The organism is Luxibacter massiliensis (assembly GCF_900604355.1).
Classification (GTDB): Bacteria; Bacillota; Clostridia; order Lachnospirales; family Lachnospiraceae; genus Luxibacter; species Luxibacter massiliensis.
Window position 1 is genome coordinate 3,246,906 of record NZ_UWOE01000001.1, and the last position, 20,765, is coordinate 3,267,670.

At 43.8% G+C, this 20,765-nt stretch carries 18 protein-coding genes and 1 pseudogene; 1 reads left to right on the top strand and 18 read right to left on the bottom strand.

Features of this window, described 5'->3' with window-relative positions; genetic code table 11:
• Nucleotides 1-103: 103 nt before the first annotated feature.
• Nucleotides 104-289, top strand: a pseudogene (locus tag EFA47_RS15080) (helix-turn-helix domain-containing protein); the annotation flags it as partial.
• Between the two features lie 38 nt (nucleotides 290-327).
• On the opposite strand, the gene EFA47_RS15085 reads toward EFA47_RS15080, so the two are convergent.
• The 18 genes from EFA47_RS15085 to EFA47_RS15185 all read right to left on the bottom strand — a co-directional run bounded on the left by EFA47_RS15085 (nucleotide 328) and on the right by EFA47_RS15185 (nucleotide 20,636).
• On the bottom strand, nucleotides 328-1,074 hold the full coding sequence (locus tag EFA47_RS15085; protein WP_103731732.1) for an ABC transporter ATP-binding protein: 747 nt from the start codon (nucleotides 1,072-1,074) through the stop codon (nucleotides 328-330).
• Between the two features lie 5 nt (nucleotides 1,075-1,079).
• A complete protein-coding gene (locus EFA47_RS15090; RefSeq protein ID WP_122644015.1) occupies nucleotides 1,080-3,314 on the bottom strand; it encodes an ABC transporter permease in 2,235 nt (744 codons plus the stop codon).
• Complete coding sequence (locus EFA47_RS15095) at nucleotides 3,308-4,549, bottom strand: MFS transporter (protein ID WP_122644016.1); 1,242 nt, start codon at nucleotides 4,547-4,549, stop codon at nucleotides 3,308-3,310. Before EFA47_RS15095 ends, EFA47_RS15090 begins: the two co-directional genes overlap by 7 nt.
• Before the next feature lie 86 nt (nucleotides 4,550-4,635).
• Nucleotides 4,636-5,274 (bottom strand): TetR/AcrR family transcriptional regulator, encoded by a 639-nt coding sequence (locus tag EFA47_RS15100; RefSeq protein ID WP_122644017.1) that lies wholly within the window; start codon nucleotides 5,272-5,274, stop codon nucleotides 4,636-4,638.
• Between the two features lie 567 nt (nucleotides 5,275-5,841).
• Nucleotides 5,842-6,450: a D-Ala-D-Ala dipeptidase VanX-D gene (locus tag EFA47_RS15110; protein WP_063856776.1), complete on the bottom strand. Its 609-nt coding sequence runs from the start codon at nucleotides 6,448-6,450 to the stop codon at nucleotides 5,842-5,844.
• Nucleotides 6,451-6,455: 5 nt separating this feature from the next.
• Complete coding sequence (gene vanD, locus EFA47_RS15115) at nucleotides 6,456-7,487, bottom strand: D-alanine--(R)-lactate ligase VanD (protein ID WP_122644018.1); 1,032 nt, start codon at nucleotides 7,485-7,487, stop codon at nucleotides 6,456-6,458.
• The gene (gene vanH-D / locus EFA47_RS15120; RefSeq protein ID WP_122644019.1) at nucleotides 7,480-8,451 is read right to left on the bottom strand and encodes a D-lactate dehydrogenase VanH-D; all 972 of its coding nucleotides are present in this window, start codon (nucleotides 8,449-8,451) and stop codon (nucleotides 7,480-7,482) included. Before vanH-D ends, vanD begins: the two co-directional genes overlap by 8 nt.
• Before the next feature lie 19 nt (nucleotides 8,452-8,470).
• Nucleotides 8,471-9,541, bottom strand: coding sequence for a transpeptidase-like D-Ala-D-Ala carboxypeptidase VanY-D (gene vanY-D / locus EFA47_RS15125; protein ID WP_122644020.1), 1,071 nt, complete (start codon nucleotides 9,539-9,541; stop codon nucleotides 8,471-8,473).
• Between the two features lie 122 nt (nucleotides 9,542-9,663).
• Nucleotides 9,664-10,809: a vancomycin resistance histidine kinase VanS gene (gene vanS / locus EFA47_RS15130; RefSeq protein ID WP_122644021.1), complete on the bottom strand. Its 1,146-nt coding sequence runs from the start codon at nucleotides 10,807-10,809 to the stop codon at nucleotides 9,664-9,666.
• Nucleotides 10,802-11,497: a vancomycin resistance response regulator transcription factor VanR-D gene (gene vanR-D, locus EFA47_RS15135; RefSeq protein WP_122644022.1), complete on the bottom strand. Its 696-nt coding sequence runs from the start codon at nucleotides 11,495-11,497 to the stop codon at nucleotides 10,802-10,804. Before vanR-D ends, vanS begins: the two co-directional genes overlap by 8 nt.
• A 173-nt stretch (nucleotides 11,498-11,670) precedes the next feature.
• Nucleotides 11,671-12,162, bottom strand: coding sequence for a winged helix-turn-helix domain-containing protein (locus EFA47_RS15140; RefSeq protein ID WP_308169226.1), 492 nt, complete (start codon nucleotides 12,160-12,162; stop codon nucleotides 11,671-11,673).
• 62 nt (nucleotides 12,163-12,224) lie between these two features.
• Nucleotides 12,225-13,040 (bottom strand): AraC family transcriptional regulator, encoded by an 816-nt coding sequence (locus EFA47_RS15145; RefSeq protein ID WP_122644023.1) that lies wholly within the window; start codon nucleotides 13,038-13,040, stop codon nucleotides 12,225-12,227.
• A gap of 226 nt (nucleotides 13,041-13,266) precedes the next feature.
• Nucleotides 13,267-13,992 (bottom strand): DUF4304 domain-containing protein, encoded by a 726-nt coding sequence (locus tag EFA47_RS15155; RefSeq protein ID WP_016295747.1) that lies wholly within the window; start codon nucleotides 13,990-13,992, stop codon nucleotides 13,267-13,269.
• 35 nt (nucleotides 13,993-14,027) lie between these two features.
• Nucleotides 14,028-14,285: a DUF3781 domain-containing protein gene (locus EFA47_RS15160; RefSeq protein ID WP_023043171.1), complete on the bottom strand. Its 258-nt coding sequence runs from the start codon at nucleotides 14,283-14,285 to the stop codon at nucleotides 14,028-14,030.
• Between the two features lie 427 nt (nucleotides 14,286-14,712).
• Nucleotides 14,713-16,098 (bottom strand): magnesium transporter, encoded by a 1,386-nt coding sequence (gene mgtE / locus EFA47_RS15170; protein WP_023042294.1) that lies wholly within the window; start codon nucleotides 16,096-16,098, stop codon nucleotides 14,713-14,715.
• A 209-nt stretch (nucleotides 16,099-16,307) separates the two neighbouring features.
• On the bottom strand, nucleotides 16,308-17,468 hold the full coding sequence (locus EFA47_RS15175) for an MFS transporter (protein WP_206215558.1): 1,161 nt from the start codon (nucleotides 17,466-17,468) through the stop codon (nucleotides 16,308-16,310).
• Nucleotides 17,461-20,028, bottom strand: coding sequence for a PEP/pyruvate-binding domain-containing protein (locus EFA47_RS15180; RefSeq protein WP_122644024.1), 2,568 nt, complete (start codon nucleotides 20,026-20,028; stop codon nucleotides 17,461-17,463). The genes EFA47_RS15175 and EFA47_RS15180 overlap by 8 nt, the downstream gene beginning before the upstream one ends.
• Nucleotides 20,025-20,636: a TetR/AcrR family transcriptional regulator gene (locus EFA47_RS15185; protein ID WP_016295742.1), complete on the bottom strand. Its 612-nt coding sequence runs from the start codon at nucleotides 20,634-20,636 to the stop codon at nucleotides 20,025-20,027. Before EFA47_RS15185 ends, EFA47_RS15180 begins: the two co-directional genes overlap by 4 nt.
• Nucleotides 20,637-20,765: the final 129 nt, after the last annotated feature.

Genomic DNA, 20,765 nt, shown 5'->3' on the forward strand with positions numbered 1-20,765 from the left:
AACGGTATAGCGATAAATATGTTCTATTTTGGCTATTCAATAGAACTGTGTAGACATATCCCAAAAGAAAGGTGAACAGTAAAATGTAACAAGATGAATAATTATGGCAAAAAGACTAGTACCGAAATACGACTTCAAGGCTTTTGGGGCAGCGATAAAGGCAGCGCGTACAGGGCGCAAGGAGAGCCGCAAAAAGGTAGGCGACGAAATGTATATCTCACCACGCTACATTGCGAACATTGAGAACAAGGGGCTGCATAATCAATTACATGTTTTCCCTCCGCTGATTTTATTTTGACATTTCGCCTCAAATCGTTTTAACCAATTTCACCATCCCATATCCATCAGCCATTTGTTTACCCTTTCTTCCCGCTGTTTTTCCATACTGCTTCCCAGCTTGCCTAATGCCAGTTCTCCACGAATACTGCCATCCAGTAAATACATGATTCTGTCACAGGTGCTGGCAACTTTACTGTCATGGGTCACCATAAGAATAGACATACCTTCCCGGTTCAGCTTGAGCAGCTCCGCAACCACTTCCACTGCCGCACTTTTATTTAGTGCGCCAGTGGGTTCGTCGGCAAATAGGATTTCCGGCTCGTTCATTATGCTCCGGCAGATACACGCCCGTTGGAGTTGTCCCCCGGAAACTTGTGTGATCTGACGACTCCCCAATTCGGAAATGGAAAGCTGCCGCATCCGCCTTTTTGCTTCCGCTATAAGCTCGGACTTTGATTTTCCGCCCTTGCCTTTGTTGGCCTGCATCACTGGCAGTAAAATATTGTCCAGAATGTTCAGATTGGCGATCATGTTCATCTGCTGAAAAATGAAACCCATCCGATGCAGGCGCAAATCAGCTTTTGCTTCCTCGGAAAGCCCGGTGATCTCCGTATCACCCAGCCAGACTTTTCCGCCAGTTGGCTGATCCATGCCCGATACATTGTAGAGCAGCGTGGATTTTCCGGAGCCGGACGGCCCCATGACCGCCAGCATTTCACCCTGTTTCATCTCAAAGGAAACCTTGTGCAATATCTTATCTTTATTCAAATTTTCTACTTGAAGCAGTTTGTCCATTTGCGCTACTCCTTTCCCCTGCAACACTCATAGGCTTTGATTTGCCCGATTTGCGAGATACCGGCCCAAACCGCCAAAATCGCCGCCCCTAAAATGACAATCGGTATGCCAGCCATCACTTGCCCCCAGTTTATAACAAAACGAAAACTGTCCGCACCAAAAGACTTCAAAACCATCCCGCACAAACTTTCCCCACACAGGTGGCCCAGGGTAAGCCCGGCCACGATGCCTAATACAGCAGGCACAAGCCCTTTTGTAAAATAGATGCGTTTTATTGTTCCGCTGGTAAAGCCCAGGGCTTTACGCAGAGAAATTGCATAACGCTCCCGCTCCACAATGAGCCGCAGGAACAGCGTCAGCACCACGGCTGTGACCAGCACGGCGATCCCCCCTGCCACCCGCGATGCCAGCCGAAGCTGCACCAGTGTCTGTGCGTAAGTGTCTCGAACGTAGTCCTCAACGTCCGTCACATCTACACCCGTCCCACGATACTTTGCCATCCACTGTTCTTTATCTGTCGATTCTTCCAGAGAGGCATATAGGACACTCCAAATCACGGGAGCAGTATCAGGTCTGTTACGAATTTTCGCCGTTTTGCCGCCGTTCGTAATATCGGAATAAATACCGCAGACGGTGTAGCCTGACTTTTTTCCGTTTACATTTAAGTCCAGCGTATCACCGACAGACAGCTTCAATTCTTCCGCGTTCAAAGAGGACAGCGCGATCTCGTTTTCACCCGTCGGTAGTATTCCGGCTGAGAAGCTGACAGGAAAAATACTATGGTCGCCTGTTTCCACCGTCAGATTGACCGTCCCGCCATCCGGCAGAGCAGCCGGATAAGAACAGGTCTGGAGGGTTGTATATTCTTTCACTTGTGGGTCTTGCCCCAACGCAGTGGCAATCTGAGCGGTCATACTGTCAATGTCTTTGATCTGCCGGACGTCAATACGGATTTCCGCGCTGCCAATTCCCATATAGGTTACAAACTTCGGAGAGGAAACCGTGTTATAAAGGTTTTGCGGAACGGGCATCAAAAAGGTGCAGGCCGCTGTGACAAATCCAATCAGAAGATACTTCCCATATCCTTTATCGCCTCTCTGCATCTGGAACATTGCAGAGAGCGCAGATAATTTGTCCGTCTTTTTTAAGGAATGACGGATAGAGAGAAGAATGATACCCTCGGCCAGCAGTGCCGCCAGAAGAGCGGCAAGTGTTTTCCAAGTTCCTTGATCCGTCGTCCCGTATAGCTCCTGAAGTTGTCTAACAAGCGGCTTTTGAAGGATAGCCGCTGTCCCCAGCCCAATAAACGCACCACAGAGGGAGAACAGAAGATATTTCGCAAAATAAAGACGTCTGATTTCTTTTCGTCCGATTCCAAGAGCTTTCAGCATTCCCACTTCTTTTCTGTCCCGCTCCATCTGTAAAGACAGGATGAAATGAATACAAAGCATGGAGATCAGCAGCACAATGATACTCATAAGAAAGATCACAAAAATCATTGTCCCATCGGATAGTGCGTTCATCATGCGAACCAGAGGTCGGGTGATGGTCGGACCATTAGCAGGAAGGCTGCTGGCGGTATAGGCTGTCTGAAAGATATTCATATCAGCCCCGTCCCGCAGCAGAAATTCAATCAGGTATTCTTCCTCACCCTGGCCGCGCAGCAGCGCATAATCTGCCGCGCTGACCAGAAAGCGTTTTGACGAAGCCATCATGGAGTTCATCTGCGCGTCCCGGATAAATCCCGCAACCGTAAGCGTCTGGCCGCCAATCGTCATGGTACTTCCTGCCGCCAAGCCATATCGGTCACGGTAGCAGATGGGGACATAGACCTCTCCCGGCAAAATCTGTGGGCACGCGCCATCCATGCCTAGCAGAAAGTCGAATCGTTCTCCCTGCACACAAAGCCCGTTGTCCTGAGTGCTGTCGATCAGGCTTTGACCGTCCAATGCGACATTGCTGTTATCCAGATTCAAGAAGCGGCATATTTGCCAATCCTGTACCTCTGCGCAGCTTTCAGCAAAGCGAGTAAATTCCGCCTCCTCTACTGCCCCGGTGTGCATCTGTATGAAGTCGGGGACACCGGCACTGTCCATCAAAGTGTTGATGGCTCCCAACAGATTACCACTAAGAAGCACCGTCAATGTCAGCAGCGCAGCGGAGATCGCCATGAAGAAAACCGTAGCGGTAGACATCAGCTTATTCTGTTTGACATCATTCCAAATCAATTTCTTTAGCATGACAACTTCCTTTCCAATGCCCTGACGCTTTTCATGGAACCCAGCAGCAGGGCCGTTAGGCTGAGCAGTCCGCCCGCCACCATAACGACGCTGGCAGCGCCCCGTCCCACACTGAGCCGGAACAATGCCGCCGTCCCGTCAGCCGCTGCACCCGCCGCACCATAGGCCACTACATACCCAATCTGCGATAAAAATCCGATCACACCCCAGGCCCGCCCCTGTAGTTCGTCCGGGATGTTGGTTCTGACCAGATAATCCAGACAGTTGTTGGCAAACGGCAGGGTGGCAAAAAACAGGAAACCAAACAGACATATCAGATAGATATTCTCCCAAACGCCAAATCCGATCATACCGATCCCAGCCAGAAACAGGGACACACTCAAGACTTTGACATATCCCCGCTTAATGCCTTTCGCACCTAAAAACAGGCTGGATACCAGCATCCCGCAGGCACAGACGGTTTCCCCAACACCCAGTGTGGCGCTGTCCGCAAAATCAAGGATCATGGGCTGGGCCAGAGTTTGGAAGGTTCCCATAAAACAGGTCATAACTGCGGAAATCGCAATCAAAACAGAAATACCCCGATTGCCCGCTATTGCACTCCAGCCCTGACGCAGACTTTCTCCAAAGGAAGGCTTATCCCAGGCTTTCTTTCTGGCGATCTCCTTCCGCACCACCGCGGCGCCAATCACGGTAGGGAAAAAAGTGCAAATGTCAATCACCAGCAACAGCTTAATGTCACTGACCGCCAGTAGCCCACCAGCCAGGATAGGAGAGATCAAATACCTTGCACTTCCGGCAATACTCACCATGCCGCTGGCTTTGGAATATTCCTCACTGGTCAGGAGATCCGTCACAGTTGCCCGATAGGACGGTTCCAGCAGAGCGGAGAAGGTAGAACTGATGAAAACGCCGACACATATCTGCCAGAGAGCCGCTTCACCATTCATCATGCACAGCAGTATATAAAAAATACCAAATGCCGAACACCCATCCCCGACCATCATAAGCAGCCGCCTGTCATAACGATCTGCCAGTACGCCAGCCGGGACACTGAGCAGCAGAGTTGGCAGGAAAGCCAACAGTGTAACCAGCGCCATACTTCCTGCACTCCCTGTCTGCTTGAACACATAAACGCCCAGCCCAAAACTTGTCAGCCCTCCACCGATGGCCGAGATAAATTCGCCTGCCCACAACAGCATAAATTTTGAAAAATTGCTTTTCTTATATTTCATTCTCTCAATCCTCCACAAAACATAGACCGTCTGCCTGTCGGTTTATAGATTGAAAATAAAGGAACCATCCTGTTCCTCTATTTTCTCTATTTTTGCTGGTCGTTTTGAAATATGGGGAGAATAGCAGCCTGCATACTTCCCCGTTCCATCCCCAACAATCGTTCCAAATTATAAATAAAGGCTGTAACCTTTTGTTGTCGCTCGTCCTCGCTATACTGCATCAGGTCATCGAATACGGTGTTGGAATACAACAGCGTCATTTCCGCCACCTCCGCTGGAAAGTCTGTCTGGCAGATTCCCTGGGCGATTCCTTCTTCAATCAAGCTGGTGATGAGGGGATTGATTCCGGTCAGCAGTCCAATCTGCATTTTTTGATGGAGCAGCGCATTCTGCGGTTTATGAACCTGATCCATGACTTCCTGTCCGAGATTTCCATCTACATTTAATGCCATCATCATCATAGTTAACCGCTGCAATACGGGTATGTCTTTTTGGTTGAAAATGTCTGCCGCCCTTTTTATGAGTTGCCTCGACATCCGCTCAATCATGGCATCCAGAATATCTTCTTTTGACTTAAAATGGTAGTACAGCGTTCCCCTTGCAATTCCAATCTCATTCAAAATATCATTTGTACTGGTGTTATCGAAGCCTTTTGTTCCAAATAACCGCTCAGCCACATCCAAAATTTCATTTTTGCGTTCTTCCGCTTCTTTGACAATCCGCATTTTTGTCACCATCCCTTATTTATTAAACCGACTGTCTGTCAGTATTGTATCATAGGAAAAGTAAAAAAGTAAGTAGGGGACGTCAATTTTCGCAGAATGTTCAAAAAAAATTCATCCAATTATCACTTTTTGATTTTTATTTTTAAGATTCCAGAACAGACACGGGGCACACACAAACGAGCAGCCTTGCTGCTTCACAATCTAACTACATAAAAAATAAAGGCTTTCAGCCACAACAATGTGTGCCGAAAGCCTTTATTTAGGGTGTTTTTATGGATTTTTATTCCTGCCCTTTGTACAACTTGCAATTTCCATTTCTGTACCTTTATGAGTTTTATCTTGCAGTCCTGCCACCCGCAGAATTCCAGAAAAGCGTTAATAGACGACAGTGTTCTATCGACCGTCTGAGCCTTACCTCTTTGTTTCATAATCGTAAAACTCCTGTATATCATTTTTCTATATTTTTACCCACAAACATACAGGAAATTACGCTCCTTTATAAAAAGGTAAAGCACCTCATGCCGCTTGTCCTTATAATCTTACATTTTTCATTTCTTCAAGTTCTCACTAGGCAATGCAAAAATCAAAATATGTATCCGGGTATGGCTCGTCCGCCAAGACGTAATGCCACCATTCATAACGATAGGCTTCAAATCCGCTGCTCTCCATGATATAACGCAAGCACTGCCGGTTTTTTGATTCTTCTTCGCTCAGACCGCTGGCGGCATGATGTGACCGCACATCCATGAAGTCGAAATCTCCGCCCATTGGCACAAGCATCCCCGTATCCAAACGGAAAATCGTAAGGTCAACCGCACTTCCGCGGCTGTGGCTGGACTGGGAAGCCACATACCCTTTCGTGACCATCTCGTTCCTTTTGATATTTGGATAGTAACGCTTTTTCGTCAGATTGTCTTCCGGTTGGGAAGCCCAATTCAGAAAACAATTCACTGCGCACTGGGGGCGATAGCCGTCCCATAAGAGCAAACCATATCCCAGCTTCTCCGCCATCTTCTGAGCCTTACGCAAAGCAACTCCCAGCTCCTTCGTTCCCATAACACGGTTTACCATGTATCCGTCTACCGGTTTCCCAGTGAAATTGTCCCATGTGGCATATTTGGCATCCCATCGGATCCCGGGAATCATTTCATCTAAAAAGGCAAAGTTCTTTTTCATGACAGTTACCTCCTAAGTGAAAGTTCAATCAAGCGATCCAGTATTTCAGAAAGCGTAAAACCGGCTGCTGTCATCATGCGGGGATAGCGGCTGTAGGAAGTAAAACCCGGCATGGTATTCACTTCATTCAGCACAATGTAACCGTCCTCCCGCAAAAACAGGTCAATGCGGGCCAATCCTCTGCAGCCAAGTATCCGGTAAATCTTCATTGCTGTTTTCTGAATCCGTTCTCTTACCTCATCCGGTAAGGCGGCTGGAACTCGGATGACTGCATTTTCAGATCCCTTCTCCGGCTGTGCTTCCTGATGAATCTTAAAAAAGCCGTGTCTCAGCTCAATCTGATCCACCTCGCCAGCCATGAGATTATTTCCATTTCCCAGTATGGCGCAGCCTACCTCACTCCCGGTAACGGCCTCTTCAATCAAAATCTTGCTGTCATATTTTCTTGCTTCTTCGATTGCTGCCTGCAGCTCTTCTGCCTTACATACCTTGTTTACGCCAAAGGATGAGCCGGAACGGGCAGGCTTTACAAAAACGGGATATACGAAATCCTCCGTTTCCAGGCGATCCCCCTCCTGAAGGATCCGGAACCCAGGCACAGCGATACCCGCATTTTTCACAACGATATATGCAAGCGCCTTATCCATGCAGATTACGGAGCTTTGAATATCGCATCCCACATACGGAATGCCTGACAATTCAAGCAAGCCTTGTATGGAGCCATCTTCGCCAAACTTGCCATGAATCATTGGAAATACCACATCTACAGGCTGGATTTCATACCCAGTGTCTTTTTGTATCAGCAGACCATGCGTATTTCTGTCCGGCGAAAAAACAACCGGATCCCCCGCATATTGTTCCCACTCCAAACAAGGTTTTTCGCACATCTTCCAAACGCCGGATTTTGTGATTCCAATATAATAAGGCTGATATTTTTTTGTATCTATGTTTGCGGCAATCTCCATCGCAGATTTTATCGAAACATTATGTTCCTCTGAACAGCCCCCAAACAGAACTGCAACTTTAATCTTAAACATTTCCCAGACTCCTTTCAAAATTCAAACAATTTCTAATGGTATTTCTAACCGTGTCAACCAACACCCGCTCCGTGTGATAGGCTGTGTGCGGCGTAACAATGACATTCGGCATTCCCTGCAGGACAGACAGGAAAGGATGCTCTATCGTTCTTTGAGTGCAGTCACGGTAAAAGATACCTTCTTCGCCCTCTAAAACATCCAGGGCGGCGCCGCCGATTTTCTGTTCTTTTAATGCTTCTACCAATGCTGCGGTATCCACTAAAGCGCCCCGTCCTGTATTGATCAGAAGCGCCTCCCTCTTCATCATCTCTAGCTGCTCGCGCCCAATCATATGGCGGGTATCCTCTGCCAGAGGCACATGCAGCGTAACAATGTCGCTGCTCTTCAATAATTCACAAAACGAAACATAATTTGCTCCTGCTTTGTGATTTCGGTCGTAGGCCAATACCTTGCAGCCGAATCCCTCCAGGCGTTCCATGACTGCCTGTCCGATTCGTCCGGTTCCCAAGACGCCAACCGTCAAATCCTGCAGTTCTTTTCCACGGCAGTCATTCAGACAATAATTCTGCTTCTGGGTTTCACGCAGGACCGACTTTGTGCCGCGCAGCAGCATAAGCATCAGCATGACGGTATAATCGGCCACACTTCCCGGCGAGTATTCTACTGTGCCAACAACCATACCCAGTAACCCGGCCGCCTGTATATCAATATGGTTAAAGCCAATGCTCCGGGTACTGATATACTTTACCCCTGCATTTTTTAGTGCAAGAAGAATCGGTTCTGATAGCTCCGCTTTATGGCTTACGCTTACGCAGCAGCATCCATCAGCTAATCCAGCATTGCTTTCTGATATAGAATCTTTTATGAGTGTGGCTGTAACACCAAGCTCATAAGAAATCTTTTGAAAGACCTCCATTTCGTCTGGCTCACATCCAAAAACAGTAATATCCATTTTTTTATTCATTCGTTTCCTCCTTATCCTACTACTGGGCTTTGATTTTATCTAAAATATCAACGCTGTCCTGAAACCTGCTTTCTTTCGTAGAGCCCATGACTACGCAGATATAGGTTTCTCCGTCCATCACCGCTGCAGAAACAATACATGCACCCCCAAGGCTGCTGGTCCCGGTTTTCAGACCGATCACTTCTGGACGGTAATAGGGACTGTTCGGATCGAGAAGTTCATTAGAATTGTTGTAAGTGACCTCTCTGCCGTTCGGCCATCTTTCATATGACGTATTGCTCGCCACAATTTCTGAAATAATGGGATTCTCCAAACATGCCTTTGCAATGATGGCAAGATCATAGGCCGTGGTATACTGTCCTTCGGCGTCATACCCATCCGGAACCACAAAATTCGAGTCTGTAACGCCAAGCTCCCTGGCTTTCTCATTCACCTTATCCATGAATATTTGAATGGCCTGCTGATTGGACAGGCTGTTATCACCTGCAATCGTCTTTCCGGTATTAACTGCAAGGGTATAGGCTGCATCATTGCCGGACGGAAGCATCAGGGCAATCAGAAGCTGCCTGACAGTCAGGGTATCGCCTTTCATAAGCCATGCGGTTGACGAATCACTATGGATCATTTCAATCTCCGATCCTACCCTCATCTCATCCTCCGGGGAACAATATTCAAGCACGGTCAACGCCGTAATCATTTTGGCTGTACTGGCCGGCGCAATTCTGTCCGTAGCATTTTTCTGATACAATACCGCATTGGTGTCTTTGTTCACAACAATGGCATTTGCTGCTATGATGTTCAGGTCAATCGTGCTCACTTGATCGGATATGGCTGAATTTGAAGCTGGAGACTCATCCTCACTCTGACCGTCGACCAGAAATGAATAGTCCTTGCCAGTCTTTGTATTTTCTTTGGATGGAAGAGCCGGATCTTTACTCTCCCCTAAAAAATGCACAACTCCAAAGATTACAGAAACAATGAGTAAACAAAGTATGACACATGCAGCCCTGTAAAAAAGCAATTTTCTTTTTTTGGCTTTTCTACGATTCCTTTTGTCATAATTTCCATTATTATTTTGATATTCCATCATCACCCTGAACTCCTTTCTGAAAGCAAAAAAAATCGCCCCTCCTGATATAAAGCATATCAGAATGGAGCGATTTATGTTTTCGTAATCTTTTATGGATAACACACGGTTTATCTCGGAATTTCTTACGATTTTCCTACAACGGGCAATGTAACCTCAAAACAAGTGATACCGTTTTCACTGTGGGCAGTAATCTGTCCATGGTGCAGTTCCACAATCTCCCTTGCAATCGCAAGCCCCAGACCGGCCCCGCCGGTACTTGAGCTTCGAGATACATCCAGGCGGTAAAACTGCTCAAAGATTCTTTCTAACCTTTCACGAGGAATCGTATCCCCTTCGTTTATGATTTGGATGAGCACATGGTCTTCTGCCTGTCTGGCTTTCACCTGAATGGTAGTGTTCTCATAACAGTAACTGACGGCATTTCTCAGCAGATTATCGAACACTCTCTGCAGTTTATTGGCATCACAGGACAGCATCATGTCCGGCTGAACATCAAATTCACATTTAAGATTTTTTCCGGCCAACATCGGCTTAAACTCATGCCCCAGCTGTTCCAGCATCATCGTCAGATTGATTTTGCTGTACACAAGCGTGATGTTTGAAAGATTAAACCTCGTAATTTCAAAAAACTCATTGATCAGCTCTTCCAGACGTTCAGCTTTATCCAGTGAAATGGACAGATATTTTTCCCTGAGTTCTTCGGAGATCTGATTCTCATCCCTTAACAGGTTCAAATACCCTATGACCGATGAAAGCGGGGTCTTCAAGTCATGAGCCAGGTACATGACAAGGTCGTTTTTCCGCTGTTCCGCAAGCTCGGCGTCCGTTTTCCGTTTCGTCAGTGTATGCCGTATGGAATTGATTTTCCTTTCGGTCGAAGCCAGTTCCGGAGGCAGGGCGATATCATTGGTATCTTCATGCACCAGGGTATCAATCCCCCGGTTGATCTCCTTAAAATACTTTGAGATACTGTCCAGATAGCGGCGTAAAATGATATAAAACACGCTCATGACTGCAATCAGGAAAAGCCCTGTCTCATACGCTTTAAAGGTTCTCAGGTAAACAACCACTGCCTCATCCCGGTCATGATAAATGAAACGATCTAATATGGCTACCACCACATTTGCAAAATTATCTTTTAAAACGAACAGATAAACTGCCGCTATAATTAGAATAGAACATGCCATTATCAGCAGTATTTTAAGGGACAGTCTGTTTTTAAAAAGTAAATAGTCATCTTCATGACTGGTCTTGTTTTTATTATTCAATGGTATATCCCACTCCCCACACAGTTTTTATAAATTTCGGGTTTCTTGACGGTTCCTTCATTTTCTCCCGGAGACGCCCGATATGCGCCATCACGGTATTATTACTGTCAAAATACCGTTCTCCCCATACTGCCTCAAATAATTCCTCCGTAGAAACAACCGTCCCCTGACGCTCGCACAGATACCAAAGGATGGAAAACTCTGTTGGCGTCAGCTGAATTTCCTTTCCAAACAGGATACACTTATGGCTGCTCTTGCTGATTGTCATACCCCGGATATCGTATTCTGTGCATTCAGCCTCTTGCTTTAAGCTGGGCTGCTTGTACCGCATGTACTGCCTTAGCTGCGCCTTTACCCTCGCAACCACTTCCAACGGGTTAAACGGCTTCGTAATATAATCATCTGCCACAGACAGTCCCATGATTTTATCCCCGTCCTCCACTTTTGCTGTCAGCATGATAACAGGGAAGTAAAACTTTTCCCGGATTTTCTGGCAGATCTGAAACCCGTCTACATCCGGAAGCATGATATCCAATATGGCTAAATCCAGTTCCACGGATTCAATACACTTTAGTGCATCCTTGCCATTATAAAATTTATAAACGGTATATCCATCGTTTTTCAGATATACTTCAACTAAGTCGGCCAATTCTTTTTCATCATCAACCACTAAGATTTTTTCATTCATTGCATTACTCCTTACATTGCGATAATCTGTCTTTATTATGTGTCAAAACCGTATATGAAACAACAATAGCAGAATCGCAAATAATCGTCAAGGCACGGCGAGCTGACGGGCCAGTTTATCCAGATTCTTGACGATTACCGCTATTCTGCTAACAATGGCAAATTATATGTTTTTTATGGTGCTTCAAATTTATAGCCGACACCAACAATGTTTTTAATATAGTTCAAAGCATCCGGTGTAACTTTGAGTTTCTTCCGCAGGTTACTCATGTGATTGCTTACCGCTTTTTTGGAATAAAAAGTATAATCCTCGTTCCAGACCAACTCCATGATCAGTTCATAAGTAAATACCCTTTTGGGATGTGTGAGCAATAGCGCAAGAATATCAAATTCTTTTGCTGTTAACTCAATCACTTGTCCTCTCACACGTACAAGCCGCTGCTCCAAACAAAAGTATAGCTCTCCCATCTCGATCTCTGTGAATACTCCACCGACCTCCGCCTGCGGATCATGGATTTGAAAGCTGTCACATGGGCTATCAGCTGAATCGGTATCCTTCTTTTCTTGACTAAGAAGGTATTTTATTAATGCCTGCCGCTGCTGGACGTTTAACAGCATAAGCAGTTTTTCTCCAATTTTATCTCCTGACTCAGAGATTTCTATCACGGCTAATTTCCCATATCATCATCTCCTGTTAGTATGGATCTATACTCAACAAAAAATACATTTTAAGCGTTATAAAGCTTACTATATTGTTTTGGAGTAACCATGGCGTATTTCTTAAAAAAATTGGTAAAGTGGCTTTGGCTGCTAAAACCAAGCTGATAGGTAATATTTGATAAATCTTCTCCGGCCTTCAGCATTTTTTTGGCTTCAGTCATTTTAGTACATTCAATAAAGCGATAAGGAGATATTCCCTTTTCTCTCGTAAACATCCGAATAAAGTGGTACTTGCTGAAACCCGTAAAGGTACTTAAATCGCATAAAGATATGTTTGAGGCGTAATGCCTTTCAATATACTCACAAGCACGTTCTACAATATCCGAAGCTTCTATTTGTTCGCACTCCAATGGTTGAGAATAATCTGCAACCAAATCGCCAATGATCATATAAAGCAATTCTTCCTTTTGTAAATCGCAATATGAACCATTCTCAATTAAGTCAATCAACTCTGTGATTTGCGGAATAAGATCACTCTGATAAACAATCTGCGGTTCAAAATACGGACATATGGCAAATCCTAAACATTCCAATGTCAATTCTTCCATGCGTTCAGTAGTGATGTGGAAACATCTAAAATCCAACAGTTCCTTTTTCAATTCCAAACAAGTATGAGTATCTTTCGGGTTGAAAAGGAGCAGATCATTTTTTCCTATGGTGTATTCCTTACCTTGACATATTACTCGTCGGCTCCCGCTCTCTATATAGCCTAATTCATAGTAATCATGAAAATGCGGAGGCAAACTTTCAATCATTCCTGTCAGTGTCAGTACCTCTATATTAAGTTTTTCGTCAAAAACGATTTTACTGTTGGAATGATCCATAAGTCACCTCCGCAAAAATTACTCCAATAATATCATTATAGTGTATTCGTATTTCTTTTTCTTGCATAATGTTGCTCTTTGTGTTAAGGTCTGTCGAATATCGTACTTTTATACCTGTATAAAAATACGAACAAGCGTTACGGAGGCAATGATCCCGAATCATTTCCATAACGCTTCATTATTTGCTCCTCCTTCTCAAAGGAAGTTCCGCACATTTCAAATCATCTTATTCTGCAGAGAGCGTCATGCAAATCAATGGCCATGTGTCCTCTTGCGGATGCGTTGATAATTCACGCACCTTGCAATAAATTGATTTATTTTGCATGATTTCATCTGTGGTAAGGCATAGTGTCTTTTTCTTCTCAACGAGCTCTTTCATATTTACGGTGCCAATCCAAGTATCTTTTTGAAACGGTAATGTCAGCATATGCGCTTCCGAAAAGTAATCTACCAGACGTACAAACTGACTTTTTGATTCTTCTTGCCACAGCGCAACGCATTCTTGATAATCTGCTATGCTGTCAATCTCGGATAGCCCCGGAATGATATACTGCTGCATATCATTTGCAATGATGGCTTGAATCTTCTCATAGGGGGTATCCATCGGCTTGTAGTTTTTATAACCGTCAATGACATAACCCCGTATATCACGGAGCGGGTGTAACCTGCCTTGATGCGGCAAAAAGCAAGCTTCTGTAAAAGATTTGAAAAAAGTAACATCTTGCAGTTGTTCATCTGAAAGGTCAGGCGTATCTACTACGATATTCAGCCAAAAGGAAAATCCAGTAACATTGCTGTTAAATTGGGAGCTTTGAATATTTACGGCGATTGTGCAGGCTTCCTTATGGATGGAAAAAGCCTGTGTTCCCCGAAGGCTGTGAAAACCTGCTTCTTTGAGCGCCGGTTTGATAACTTGTTGAATTACTTTATTTTTCTTTTCTCGTGAAGTCATATTCTTGTACCGCTCTTTCTGTCAGTTCTTTATTGCTATCTTTGCTGTTCCTGTACCTTATGCGCCGTGATGATCGTATAGCTATAAGCGTTGACCGTAATGATACACCCGTCAACCGTTATATACCAGTTCTTTCCTTTTCTCGATATGGATGCTTCAACAGAAGATATCCTATTTCTGCACCAATCAACAACATGATCGGTATCCAAAGCAAGGTTTCTCTTGATTCTTTCTACACCCAATTCGGTCGTATGTAGCTTATCCAAATGATTCAGTAATTCGTTGTTCTGCATATTTTTCACCCCTCAAACCGGAATTTGAAAATCACTTCTTCATGATAAGTTTCAGTGCTATATTTCTTCTTTCAGCAATTTTCTGAAACACCTCTTTCTTACTCTGTTTTCTCCTGCTGGCGAGACCTCCCCGAGTACCACACACTTCTTTCTCTCCATATATCTGCCACATTTATTACAGCTAATTCCGAGTAGTTATTGGACTTTAGTTTGTATAACCACCTTATCCTTAACTGCAACCTGATGTGATTTCTGTTTGTCAGACCAGAGATTTGCTTACAGCTTCCTTCAGATTCCACCTCACGATGGACACCCTTGCTGTTCGGCTGTGTCCTTCCCACTACTAAGGCAGACTAAGGATTTTCACCCTTTAGAAGCGTGTGCCGTCGGGCGCACTATAAAAAACCAGGTTTGAAAAACTGCTTTTTTATATATGAAGTATCATTGTTGCCAGCCAGAAATAAATTAAAAGTGAAAGCGCATCCATAACCGTCGTAATAAACGGAGATGATATTACAGCCGGGTCAAGCTTCATTTTTTTTGCAAGAATAGGAAATACGCATCCAACCATTTTGGCAAATATAATTTCGATTATAAGTGTCAGACTGATTACAAGATCAACCTGAATAGTAATAGCACTCATACCGAGCAATGTTCTGTCAACAAACCATATTTTAACAAAATTGACAGCAGCAAGTGTAATTCCGCACAGAACACCTACTCTGAATTCCTTCCATATAACTTTAGAAATATCTTTAAAATCTATTTCTTTAAGTGAAAGAGCACGGATAATAACGGCACTCGCCTGCCCTCCCGAATTACCGCTTGTTCCCGTAAGCATAGGCACAAACGAGGTCAGTACAATCAGTGCTGAAAGCTTGTCCTCAAAAGCATTTAAAATCATACTCGTAAATGTTGCACTTATCATAAGAAACAAAAGCCACGTAATTCTGGATTTCCATGTTTCAAATATGCCTGTTTTGAGATAAGGTTTCTCGTTAGGCATAATAGCGTGCATCTTCTGGATATCCTCAGTATTCTCTTCCTGCAATACGTCAATAGCATCATCGACTGTAATGATACCCACAAGCCTGTTTTCCATATCCACAACAGGAAGAGCAAGGAAGTTATACTTATCAAGGAAATTTGCCGCTATTTCTTTATCATCATGCGTGTTTACAAAAATTGTATTTGTTTCCATAAACTCTTCAATCTTATCGCCATAATCGTGTAACAAAAGTTCTTTTACTGTAGTTACACCAATAAGATGCCTTGAGCTGTCAGTAACGTAACAAGTATAAATTGTTTCCTTATCAACACCTGTACGTCTTATTCTTTTAAAGGCATCCTCAACAGTGTTATCCTTTTTCAGATCAACAAACTCAGGGGTCATAATTGAGCCTGCGCTGTCCTCAGGATACTTTAAAAGAGTGTTAATTGATTTTCGTGTCTGCGCATCAGTATTTCTGAGTATTCTTTTTACAATTGTCGCAGGCATTTCCTCAATAATATCAACTGTATCATCAAGGTAAAGCTCGTCAATAACCTCACGAAGCTCTGTATCTGAAAAAGCATGGATGAGAGCTTCCTGCGTTTCACCGTCAAGTTCAACGAATGTTTCAGCCGCCTCTTCTTTAGGAAGAAGACGGAAGAGCAAAATCCTCTGTTCATTTGGAAATTCATCAAAAAGAACAGCAATATCAGTTGGATTAATGTCTGCTAAAATGCTTTTAAGCTGTGAATATTTCTTCTCTCTGTAAAGAGTGGAGATTTGCTCTATAAGCTTTTCAAATTCAAGTTTTTTAAGATTCATGGTCCGTATCTCCTTTCGTTTTTTATTCTATTCCATAGTATTGTTACCTCCTTATGTATCAAAACTGTTGAATTGGAATTTATCATAATGAATTAAGGATATTATAGGTTTAAGTGGTAGCAAGACTTTAATAAAGCAGAAAAGCCTCAATTGAATTTCTATACCAGATTAGTTACTGTGTATAACCTCCATATAAACGTCCTCTTCCATCATTTGTTCTTTTGATTTTTTATCCAGATATAGCAGATAACCACTCCGATTAAGGCTATTCCTCCCGTGGTTATATATGGCAATTCAATATTGCTTTCATACAGATACCCAGTTAATAAAGGAGCAATAACTTTACTAAGATTTCCGGCGGTACTGGCAAATCCCATCAGTGTTCCTTTATGCTGATTGTCAGTTTTTGAAAGGGTTGCGTTTAATGTGGGTACTGTAATAGCAGAAGATACCGCAAATAAGCCAAAAACCACCAACACACTAACAAACCCAGTTGTCAATACCATGGCAAACGCTACTAAGGTTTTGCAAAACATACCTATCAGTATTAGTCGCTTCTCACCAATTTTTTTTGCTAAAGGACCAGTCAAAAAGCCTTGTACTACAATCAAAATGCCTGCTAGAGCCATCCAAATAACACCAACTTGCTTAGTGGAAAATCCAAACTTATCTACGACATACAGCCCCGTAATTCCTTGCAAGCCTGTTTGACAGAAATTCACGACGAAAATAAGTATCAAAACCATTCCTGCTGAGCCAAAAATTATACTTTTCAGGTCTGAAAAATCAAAGGGTTTTCTTTTTTCCGTCTGTCCTGAACGCTCAATTGACTCTGGCAAAAGTGTTAGAATTAGCAGAAAGGCAATAAATGAAATGCCAGCTCCTGTAAAAAATGGGAGCGCAAGCGAATAGCCTGCAAGAATGCCTCCCAATAATGGTCCCATCATTACGCCAACGCTCATTGAAGCTCCAAGTTGACTCATATTCTTGCTTCTTTCTTCCTCCGAGCTGGAATCTCCAACATATGCCAAAGATGCAACGGACGTAGCAGATGACAATATACCCGATAAACTGCGAGCTATAAATAGTGTCCAAAAGGATGAAGCCAAACCGAACAGGAACAAACTGATGGAATATCCTATAATACCAATGCTGATAATCGGCTTTCTACCAATTCGGTCAGACAGTGCACCCCAAAAAGGTGCGCATACTGTTTGTGCAAGAGCATATACGGCAGTGAGCCATCCAAGCTCACGACCGCCAGCACCTAGATTTTCCATGTAAAATGGCATGACCGGAAGAATTAAGCTATATCCTAACGCAATCACCAAAGTAGCAAGCTTTAAAGCGAAAATAGGCTTTTTATTCATCAATCGTCACCGTCCCCTCCGAGCCGTCCACCGTTATCATTTGTCCATTTTTAATACTTCTCGTGGCTGTGTGTGTCGCCATGACAGCGGGGATACCATATTCACGGGCAACAATGCTTGAATGGCTAAGAGGGCCGCCAATGTCTGTTACAATCGCACTTGCGGAGGCAAACAACTGCGTCCATGCAGGAGTTGTGGTAACGGCGATCAAGATACTTCCCGGCTGGAATTTCTCAAAATCTGCCGGGCTGTTCAGTACACAGGCGGGAGCCGTAACAACGCCTGCGCTGGTTCCTATGCCCGTCAATACAATTTTCCCATCTTTCTGTATTTGAGTTGCATGTGATACGGCTTTTTTGTTTATTTCCGGCAACTGGGAAGGCGACACATAACCTCGGAATGTATCATGCTCCGCTTGTCGAGCAGGGATTGCCTCACTCAGATTAGATAGGGGTATATTTTTATCAAGCTGTGTTATGAGCGTTTCCAATTCTGTTTTTGTGAGCCAGTAAATATCGTCCAGATGTGAAATAGCTCCGCCAGTTAAGAGACGTTCAGAAATTTCTTGTAACATACGGCGAATCAGCGGGTGCCCCATCCCCATCAAATAAATAGCGTTTTCACGCATGGGGGCAGTATTTTGTGCCCAATGGAGCAGCTTCAAAAACAGCTTTTTACGGTGACCGCCTATCTGTTGCAAAATCTCGTTTTCGGCTTGTTTCCTGCGCTTTTCAAATGCGATTTGGCGCGAATACGGATTTTCCCCTTTCTCCTCCAAAAATGCTTTTATGGATTCAAAGGTTGGCGTAAGTATCTCCTGTGGTGTGGCATATGCAAAATCAAATTCATAAGCAGTACAGCCAAACTCTTTGAAATAGGCATTAATTCGGCTTTTCCACTCTATCCACACCTCCTGCGAAACTTCCGCAGGCAAAATGGAGGACTTGAAATCTTCTGCTATCTTTGTTGCAGGATTGCTTTTCAGATAGAAGCCTAAAGTGTTATTTTGCTTTGCCCATTCCGAAAGATCCCACAGGTTCTTTTCCGATTGCAGCGCAATCGTATCAAACCCAAGCAAGAGAACGGAAGTGTCTGTTATACCAGCACGGCGGGCCGCTCCCTGAAAAAATTTTGTAAATAATGTTTCGCTGATAGAGGCGGCTGGCAATGTAAGCTGAATCCTCGTGAAATAAATACACGCTCCATAAAACACAGTCTGAATCCCCTCCATTATTTGATGAGCATTCAGCATATGCATGGGCTTTTCTTCCCATTGTTTAATCACATCCTCAAATTCTTTTCGTGCTGTTTCCCAGCGTGCAACACTGTTCGTGAGCGCACGGCGTAAAGATCGGGGTGAAAGGGATTTGACAGCAATCAAAAGAGGCTTTGAATTAGCGGAAAGATAAACATATCCGTTAATTATCGTATATGCTCCGTTTTCTGGCAGTAACTTTTTCGCACTTTTACCAAACATATCTATCCATAAAAGCGCCGACGCGCGGTTGACTATTTCAAGTCCAAGTGTGGCGAATAAGGGCGTAACAGGATTTGGCAAGTGTTCCGCCAGACTGCCTTTTGTATATATAACATCCTTTTCCGGTAACGTCCATTCCGGCGGCAGGACAGTAATGGGGCGGGCCTGAACAATATACAACTTATCTTTTTCCAGTGCCCACTCTACATCCATAGGCATTTCATAATACTTCTCAATTTTTTTCCCAAGCTGTGTCAATCGCATAACTTGATTGCGGGTAAGAGCATGTTTTTTCCTCAACTGTTTAGGAGTTGGGATTTCTTCTGTTCCATCTGAGGTGCGGACTGTCATAATCTCTTTGTTTGCTGCTTCATACGATACAATTCGTTCAGCATTTTTATCTACAACGATTGTATCAGGGGTGACTAAGCTAGAAACCACCGATTCGCCAAGTCCCCACGCGGCGTTAACAATCATTTCGCTACGTCTGCCATTGATAGGGTTTAGCGTAAACATAACGCCGGACGCATCGGAAAACGCAAGCTTTTGTACTACAACAGCAAGTGCAACAATTTCCTGCTTTATACCATTCTTCACGCGGTAAGCAATAGCGCGAGCTGTCCATAGGGAAACCCAGCACCTCTTTACAGCGTCAAGAACTTCATTCTCACCTTGTATGTTAAGATAGGTTTCCTGCTGGCCTGCAAAAGAAGCGTCGGGCAAATCCTCGGCGGTTGCAGAGGAACGGACAGCCACTGCTATATTTCCCAATCCGGCATATGCGGTTTTAATTGCATCTGATACTTCCTGCGGCATTTCTCCATTATGGAAAAGCATCCCTATCTGCGTAGATACATTTTCAAGCTGGCTGGTATTGTTAGAGTCAATACCGTCCAGCAACTTATTAATATGAGGCTGAATATGGTTCTTTTCAACAAAAATCTTGTATGAAGCAGTCGTAACATGAAAGCCCTCCGGCACAGGGATACCCGCTGTCAAAAGTTTTGATAAAGACATACCTTTTCCGCCGACCATTTCAAGGGTTGCCTGTTTATGCAACAAGGGTAGAGTATAATAAATCATAATAATTCACCTCCATCTTTCATAATTCCGTGTAGAAATATATCCATTGTTTCATCAAGCATTTTCTCCGGACTGGCTGATGGTCGGGATGTGTAAATGATTGATATAATGGAGTTAATTAACAAACGCGCCACTAAATCGGCATCCGTCTTACGGAAGACGCCTGATTCCACTCCATTTTCAATTACAGATTTTATAATATCCTGATATGTGTAACGCGCAGTTTTCAGCCGCTTTCGATAATCTTCTTCTAAATAGTCAGATTCTGTATTTAACCACATCAGCACCGTTCGATACTGCTTTGGTACTCCAAGATGATTCAGCATGATTTTTCTAAGACACTGTTCCGGCGAGGATTCATCGGCAATAATCCTATGAACCTTTTTAATTGTTTCTTCTATTTCTTTCTCAACTGCATATACAACAATCTCGTCTTTCGTTTTGAAAAAATCATACAGACTGGACTTTCCCATGTTTGCTAAAATCGCAATTTCCCTCATTGATGTTTTTTGGAATCCATTTTTCTCTATGAGCTGCAAAGCAACACTGATTATTTCTTCTCGGCGCTCTTCTTGTTGTTCTGGTGTAAGCATAATTCCTTTTGGCATATTATGATACCTCCTCATAGCGACCACCGGTCGTTTCTTGTTTGGTCTTCATTATATAGCGACCGATGGTCGCTTGTCAAGTCTAATTTTCTATACAAAAAATTGGTAAAATGACTTTGGCTACTAAAG

What these genes read in the sequence shown, in the direction of transcription:
- EFA47_RS15095 (WP_122644016.1), bottom strand. Translation starts at nt 4,549, where the DNA reads ATGAAATATAAGAAAAGCAATTTTTCAAAATTTATGCTGTTGTGGGCA.
- EFA47_RS15085 (WP_103731732.1), bottom strand. Translation starts at nt 1,074, where the DNA reads ATGGACAAACTGCTTCAAGTAGAAAATTTGAATAAAGATAAGATATTG.
- EFA47_RS15180 (WP_122644024.1), bottom strand. Translation starts at nt 20,028, where the DNA reads ATGATTTATTATACTCTACCCTTGTTGCATAAACAGGCAACCCTTGAA.
- EFA47_RS15185 (WP_016295742.1), bottom strand. Translation starts at nt 20,636, where the DNA reads ATGCCAAAAGGAATTATGCTTACACCAGAACAACAAGAAGAGCGCCGA.
- vanY-D (WP_122644020.1), bottom strand. Translation starts at nt 9,541, where the DNA reads ATGATGGAATATCAAAATAATAATGGAAATTATGACAAAAGGAATCGT.
- EFA47_RS15160 (WP_023043171.1), bottom strand. Translation starts at nt 14,285, where the DNA reads ATGCAGAACAACGAATTACTGAATCATTTGGATAAGCTACATACGACC.
- vanH-D (WP_122644019.1), bottom strand. Translation starts at nt 8,451, where the DNA reads ATGAATAAAAAAATGGATATTACTGTTTTTGGATGTGAGCCAGACGAA.
- vanR-D (WP_122644022.1), bottom strand. Translation starts at nt 11,497, where the DNA reads ATGAATGAAAAAATCTTAGTGGTTGATGATGAAAAAGAATTGGCCGAC.
- vanD (WP_122644018.1), bottom strand. Translation starts at nt 7,487, where the DNA reads ATGTTTAAGATTAAAGTTGCAGTTCTGTTTGGGGGCTGTTCAGAGGAA.
- EFA47_RS15175 (WP_206215558.1), bottom strand. Translation starts at nt 17,468, where the DNA reads ATGAATAAAAAGCCTATTTTCGCTTTAAAGCTTGCTACTTTGGTGATT.
- EFA47_RS15100 (WP_122644017.1), bottom strand. Translation starts at nt 5,274, where the DNA reads ATGCGGATTGTCAAAGAAGCGGAAGAACGCAAAAATGAAATTTTGGAT.
- EFA47_RS15155 (WP_016295747.1), bottom strand. Translation starts at nt 13,992, where the DNA reads ATGACTTCACGAGAAAAGAAAAATAAAGTAATTCAACAAGTTATCAAA.
- mgtE (WP_023042294.1), bottom strand. Translation starts at nt 16,098, where the DNA reads ATGAATCTTAAAAAACTTGAATTTGAAAAGCTTATAGAGCAAATCTCC.
- EFA47_RS15145 (WP_122644023.1), bottom strand. Translation starts at nt 13,040, where the DNA reads ATGGATCATTCCAACAGTAAAATCGTTTTTGACGAAAAACTTAATATA.
- EFA47_RS15110 (WP_063856776.1), bottom strand. Translation starts at nt 6,450, where the DNA reads ATGAAAAAGAACTTTGCCTTTTTAGATGAAATGATTCCCGGGATCCGA.
- EFA47_RS15090 (WP_122644015.1), bottom strand. Translation starts at nt 3,314, where the DNA reads ATGCTAAAGAAATTGATTTGGAATGATGTCAAACAGAATAAGCTGATG.